This window comes from Roseobacter sp. EG26, from assembly GCF_049830555.1.
Classification (GTDB): Bacteria; Pseudomonadota; Alphaproteobacteria; order Rhodobacterales; family Rhodobacteraceae; genus Roseobacter.
In genome coordinates, this window is sequence record NZ_JBNBLH010000034.1 from 1 (window position 1) to 6,641 (window position 6,641).

Below are 6,641 nucleotides of genomic sequence, written 5' to 3' on the forward strand. Positions count from 1 at the left end.
AAACCCGTCGCCTTGATCTCGACCAATACCTCCCCCGCACGAGGCCCCTCAAGGTTAACTTCCATAACCTCCAATGGCTTCCCAGCAGCAACCGCAACCGCAGCTCGCGTCCTAAGCATCAAAATGACCTCCCGATAGAATTTGCGACCGACCAGAGACAGGCCACTTTTAAGTTGTCAAGCGAAAGACCCTGTCTTGCCCGATTGACCTCCATCCGACCCCGGGTCAGATTTTAGCCAAAAAATCCTGAAATGCTCCGATTTGTGGAAAAAATGTTCACCCGAAATGCCCGCAGATGCAAAATGAAATAAACTTTATCACCCAAATTGGTGAAAATGACCCAAGCCACTCATTTGTGACAGGACCCTCTTGATGAGCCAGCATCCGCGCAAGCCCTCCGACTACGCCCTTCAAGACCGATACACCAAAACCCAAGGCCGCGTATTTCTCACCGGAACCCAAGCCCTTGTACGTATCATGCTGGATCAGGCACGGCGTGATGGTGAAAACGGGCTGAACACTGCGGGATTTGTGTCAGGTTACCGCGGATCCCCCCTTGGTGGCGTCGATCAGGAAATCTGGCGCAATGAGGCACTGATCAAGAAAGCCGGCATTTCCTTCATTCCTGCGGTCAATGAGGACCTTGGGGCAACGGCGGTCTTGGGCGCGCAGCAAGCAAGTCTTGACCCGCATGCTGATGTCGATGGCGTCTTTTCCATGTGGTATGGCAAAGGGCCGGGGGTGGATCGGTCGGGGGATGCGCTCAAACACGGGAATGCATATGGATCCGCCCCGAAAGGCGGCGTATTGGTCGTTGCCGGGGACGATCATGGATGCGTCTCATCGTCTATGCCTCACCAATCGGATGTTGCGTTCATGGCCTGGTTCATGCCCACGCTGAACCCCGCGAGCGTGGCGGAGTATCAGGCATTTGGGGAGTACGGCTTCGCATTGTCGCGGTTTTCCGGCACCTGGGTTGGCTTCAAGGCCATCTCAGAAACCGTTGAAAGCGGACAATCCGTTGACCTCATGCCCGACCGGGTCTTTCAGCAACCCGATTTTACCACCCCGCCCGGTGGCCTGCATGTCAGGGTCGCCGACCTGCCATCCCCAGAGATCGAAACGCGGATCAGGGCGAAACTTGATGCGGTCCAAGCTTTTGCTGAGGCCAATCCGATTGATCACGCAGTCTACGGGGTGGAAAAGGCAAGCTTTGGTTTTGTCAGCACCGGCAAGGCACATCTGGATCTTATGGAAGCCTTGCGCCTTCTTGGCGTGGATGAGGGTCGCTGCCGCAGTCTTGGTATCGATATCTACAAGGTAGGGATGGTTTGGCCGCTGGCCCATCATGCCGCGCTTGATTTTGTGACCGGCAAACGTGAAGTGCTGGTGATTGAAGAAAAACGCGGCATCATCGAAAGCCAGTTCAAGGAGCACTTCTACGACTGGCCCGGTCGCAAGCCAGACCGCATGGTGGGAAAATACGACGAAAAAATGAACCCATTGGTGCCTTGGACGGGCGAGCTGAGCCCCCGGCTATTGCTGCCCATCATTGCCGCGCGCCTGAACCGGTTTTTTCCCAACGAGGGATTCATCGAGAAGGCGTGCGCGCTGACAAGCCCGCTACCGCCCGTATTGCAGATCGAAGGGGCGACGCGAACGCCCTACTTCTGTTCCGGTTGTCCGCACAACACGTCGACCAAAGTGCCGGAAGGTTCCAAGGCCGCCAGCGGGATCGGGTGTCATGTCATGGCAAGTTGGATGGACCGCGAAACCGTCGGCTATGCGCAAATGGGAGGCGAAGGGGTGCCTTGGATCGCCACCTCGCTTTACAACGGTGGCAAACATATTTTCCAGAACCTGGGCGAAGGAACCTGGTACCATTCTGGCAGCCTTGCCATCCGTCAGGCCGTGGCGGCGGGCACCAACATCACTTACAAGATTCTCTATAATGAGGCGGTCGCCATGACCGGCGGGCAACCGGTGGATGGGCCGGTCTCGGTTGCCGGGATCGCACAAGCCTGTCGCGCAGAGGGTGTTCAACGGATTGCACTTGTCTCAGACAATATCGCCAAATTTCAAAAACACGATTTCCCGGCGGATGTCAGCTTTCATGATCGTTCTGAAATGGACGCATTGCAACGCGCGTTACGCGACGTGCCGGGTGTCACGGTTTTGATATATGAGCAGACCTGTGCCACCGAAAAACGCCGCAAATGCAAACGCGGCCAACTTCACGAGCCTGACCGGTTTGTCGTGATCAACGATCTTGTCTGCGAAGGCTGCGGCGATTGTTCAGTTGAAAGCAACTGCCTGAGCGTTGAGCCGCATAAAACCGAATTCGGCACAAAGCGCAAAATCAATCAGTCCAGCTGCAACAAGGATTTTTCCTGCCTGAACGGATTTTGCCCCAGTTTCGTGACCCTTGAGGGTGCGACACGTCGCAAGAAAGCAGCGCCAGAAATCGACGTGATCGACATGAATGCAACCTTGCCGGAGCCCGCGCTTCCATCGCTCGATAGCCCATATGATCTACTCGTGACCGGCGTTGGAGGAACAGGGGTTATCACCGTTGGTGCGTTGATCTCCATGGCCGCGCACCTGGAAGGCAAAGGGGTCAGTGTATTGGATTTCACCGGCTTTGCTCAAAAATTCGGGACGGTTTTGGGATATGTTCGTCTGGCCAGCGCCCCCAAATCTGTGCATCAGGTCCGCATTGACACAGCCTGCGCGGATGCCGTCATTGGCTGCGATGTGGTGGTCTCCTCATCGCCCAAAGCCTCGGCTCACTACCGGCAAGGCACAAAGGTCGCCCTCAATCTGGCCGAAATGCCGACCGGTGATCTGGTGTTGAACCGGGACGCCTCCCTGAAGGTGTCACAGCGCCGCGCCTCTATTGAAGACGCGGTAGGCGCCGAAAATGTCGCTTGCTTCGACGCAAATGAGATGGCGAACGTTCTGATGGGAGATACGGTTTTTGCCAATGTCATGATGCTGGGTTTTTCATGGCAACGCGGGCTGGTGCCAGTGGCACATGACGCATTGATGCGGGCAATTGAACTCAACGGAGTCGCACCAGAAAAAAACCAGATGGCCTTTGCCTATGGCCGCGCATTGGCAGTTGATCCACACAGATACACATCGCAACCGGACCAAGCAGATTCAAATGAAACCGCCTCGCAATTTATCGAGCGGCGGGCCACATTCTTAAGCGACTATCAAGATAACGCCTATGCTCAGCGCTATCGTTCATCGCTGTCTTGCTTATCCGGGTTGCCAGACGATGTTCAACGCGCAGCCGCAAAATCTCTCTTCAAGCTGATGGCCTACAAGGATGAGTACGAAGTGGCGCGCCTGCACGCGCGCCCCGAATTCAGAGAACGTCTGAAAGCCGAATTCGAGTGTGACTTTAAGGTGCATTACCATTTGGCCCCCCCTGTGTTGTCCCGGTTAAAGGATGGACGTGGCAGGCCCAGGAAATACCGGTTCGGACCGTGGATTGGCCAGATTTTCAGCCTCCTCGCGCGGCTCAGAAAGATTCGAGGCAGTTGGCTGGACCCCTTTCGCTTTCACTCCGACCGAAAGCTGGAACTTGACCTGATCATCTGGTTCGAGGAACTGATTCTGGGGATGCCGGAAGTCTGGCGACAAGGACATCACGAGGTGGTTCGAGATATTCTGGCCGTCCCCTTGGACATTCGTGGATATGGACCGGTCAAGGAACAGGCCGCACGGCACGCCCGCGACAGGGCACAAAACCTGATGGCAATGCGATCTTCCTAGTATCGAGGAGGCGCGAGAGACCCGCGCATAATGAATTCGGTCTGCAGGGCAACACTGTTAGCGTTTCGTTCACCTGACAACCTGGCCAATAGGACGCGTGCTGCCGTACGACCCATTTCAATCTGCGGCACACGCACGGTCGCAAGAGGCGGCGTGACCACAGATGCAAGCCCGATGTCATCAAAACCCACAATCGATACCGTGCTTGGAACATCGATACCCAAATCACGCGCGCGCATCAGGGCCCCCGCCGCCAGAACGTCATTACCGCAAATGATTGCGGTAGGTGGACGATTATCCCCCATGATTTTAGCAAATGCCTCGGCACCATATTCCAACCGGTAAGCCGCCTCGATGTTATGAGAAAGATGCGCGTCCTGGCCATGATCGGCAATCGCCGCCTCGACACCTGCCTGCCGGTCACCGGCCCGGTCGTTTCCTTGCCTGATCCCGCTGATCGTAGCGATCCGGCGATGACCCAGCGCCAAAGCCTGTTCAGCCGCCCCCTTTGCCGCCATAAAATTATCAAAGCCCACAAAAAGTTGGGCATCCTCATCCTTGAAGCACCAGGAGATCACATATGCGACCTGTCGCTTTTCCAAAAACGCGCGTGTCGCCTCGGGACGTTCATTCCCGATCAACATCAGACCGTCAGCCCCATGCGCCAAAAGAGATTTTACCTGCCGCAGCTCATGCTCAGGATCATCCCCCGTCGTGGCAACAAGCAAATTGATACCGGCCTCGGACAGCACTTCCTGAAAGGCCTGCAGCCCGCTTGCAAACATCGCATTCGCAAGGCTGGGAATGATCGCACCCACGGTGTTGGTCCGGCTGGACGCCAAAGCACGACCGCCAAAATTGGATGTATATCCAAGCGCCTCGATCGCTTGCTCTATCTTTTCGCGCGTGGGTTTGGCCACTTTGTCCGGATCATTCAGCGCCCGCGAAATGCTGGCTGTCGAGACCCCCGCCATGCGAGCCACATCTTCAAGTGTTGGAGCGGTGTTCTTGGCCATCTTGGTGTCATATCTCCGTTTGCCGTCGAGAACACCCTAAAACGCGTCAGTCGGAGGGTAAAAAAAAGATTGGTATGCTGCAATGCAAGCGCTTGCATTTGGATTTGTAAGAGCATAGAAGGCGCTGAAGAACATGGAATCTGGCGCTTGGGGAGGGTGGCCAGATTCCGCTTCGAAGGCACGGGCAAACGGGCTGCTCCTACTGCCGGTCAACAACTGCCCGTGCTTTCGAAAATTTGCTTCCTCGACGCTGACGACACCTCCAAGACAGGATTCCTTTTCATGGCCCGAGAATACCTCAAAAAAGCCGCAAAAACGGCGATGACAGATGCCGGCGATGTACGAGAAACCGTACAGAACATTCTTAATGACATCGAAGTCGGCGGCGATGCCGCAGCGCTGAAATACGCCGAGAAGTTCGATAGCTATCAAGGCAGCATCATCTTGAGCAAAGAAGAAATTGCCGCGGCATCGGTACTCGTGTCGCAAAAGCTGAAAGACGACATTGCCTTTGCCCATGACAACGTGCGCCGCTTTGCAGAGACGCAAAAATCCACCATGACGGATGTGGAACTTGAGGTGGTGCCTGGGCTGATCGCTGGTCAAAAAGCGATACCTTGCCGGGCCGCAGGGTGTTACGTGCCCGGCGGACGCTATAGCCACATCGCAAGCGCCATCATGACCGTGACAACCGCAAAGGTGGCCGGTTGCCAGCATATCACGGCCTGCTCACCGCCGCGCCCGGGCATTGGAATCAACCCAGCCATCATTTACGCCGCTGATCTGTGTGGCGCTGACAATATCCTCTCCATGGGGGGTGTTCAGGGTGTGGCCGCAATGACATTCGGTCTGTTTGGCCTGCCCAAAGCAGACATACTTGTCGGCCCCGGCAATCAATTTGTCGCGGAAGCGAAACGCATCCTGTTTGGGCGTGTGGGGATCGACATGATCGCCGGACCCACCGACAGCCTGATCCTGGCAGACGAAGACGCTGATCCCTTTATCGTTGCCACTGACCTCGTGGGACAAGCCGAACACGGATATAATTCGCCGGTCTGGCTGGTGACAGACAGTCGGGAACTGGCGGAAAAAACCATGCAAATCGTTCCGAAACTCATCGCGGACCTGCCAGAACTGAACCGCGCCAACGCCGAAGCCGCATGGCGCGACTACGCAGAAGTCATCATATGTGCAGATCGTGAGGAAATGGCGGCTTGTTCTGATGACTATGCGCCTGAACACCTTACGGTGCAGGCGGCAGATCTGCCGTGGTGGCTTGACCGGCTGCAGTGCTATGGTTCTCTTTTCCTGGGCGAAGAGACCACCGTAGCCTTCGGGGACAAAGCATCGGGCACCAACCACGTTTTGCCAACATCCCAATCCGCGAAATATACCGGCGGGCTTTCGGTTCACAAATACATGAAGATTGTCACCTGGCAGCGCGCAACACGCGAAGGCGCCAAGCCAGTCGCCGAAGCCACGGCGCGCATTTCACGGCTGGAAGGCATGGAGGGGCATGCGCGTTCAGCCGATGCGCGCTTGCACAAATACTTCCCGGATGAAAATTTCGATCTTTCCGCGATGGATTGAAGCAAATGACCTAATTCTATCACCTGCGGCGGGGCGCTGACTTTGCCGACGCGGCCCCCTGACCATTTCCGAATTCACCCTGATACTCGACTACAAGGAGACCATACGTGTCCATTAACACACAAATCGTAGATGATTTTGTCCGTAATGGCGTTGATTTTGTGACGACCGTGCCGTGCAAGCAGTTGGCGGGGGTTATTGACGAGATTGATGCGCGGGCGGAGATTTATCACATCCCGTCGAACAAAGAAG

At 55.9% G+C, this 6,641-nt stretch carries 3 protein-coding genes and 2 pseudogenes; 3 read left to right on the forward strand and 2 right to left on the reverse strand.

Annotated elements, in window-relative coordinates; genetic code table 11:
• Positions 1-119 (reverse strand): annotated as a pseudogene (locus ACOTTU_RS24755) (S-(hydroxymethyl)glutathione dehydrogenase); the annotation flags it as partial.
• A gap of 253 nt (positions 120-372) precedes the next feature.
• Here ACOTTU_RS24755 and ACOTTU_RS24760 point away from each other — a divergent pair.
• Positions 373-3,783: an indolepyruvate ferredoxin oxidoreductase family protein gene (locus ACOTTU_RS24760; protein WP_425662176.1), complete on the forward strand. Its 3,411-nt coding sequence runs from the start codon at positions 373-375 to the stop codon at positions 3,781-3,783.
• On the opposite strand, the gene ACOTTU_RS24765 is transcribed toward ACOTTU_RS24760, so the two are convergent.
• Complete coding sequence (locus tag ACOTTU_RS24765; RefSeq protein ID WP_425662178.1) at positions 3,780-4,799, reverse strand: LacI family DNA-binding transcriptional regulator; 1,020 nt, start codon at positions 4,797-4,799, stop codon at positions 3,780-3,782. The genes ACOTTU_RS24760 and ACOTTU_RS24765 overlap by 4 nt on opposite strands.
• A gap of 282 nt (positions 4,800-5,081) precedes the next feature.
• Here ACOTTU_RS24765 and hisD point away from each other — a divergent pair, with 282 nt between their 5' ends.
• Entirely contained in the window at positions 5,082-6,389 is a 1,308-nt protein-coding gene (gene hisD / locus ACOTTU_RS24770; protein WP_425662180.1) for a histidinol dehydrogenase, read from the forward strand.
• 107 nt (positions 6,390-6,496) lie between these two features.
• Positions 6,497-6,641, forward strand: a pseudogene (locus ACOTTU_RS24775) (sulfopyruvate decarboxylase subunit alpha); the annotation flags it as partial.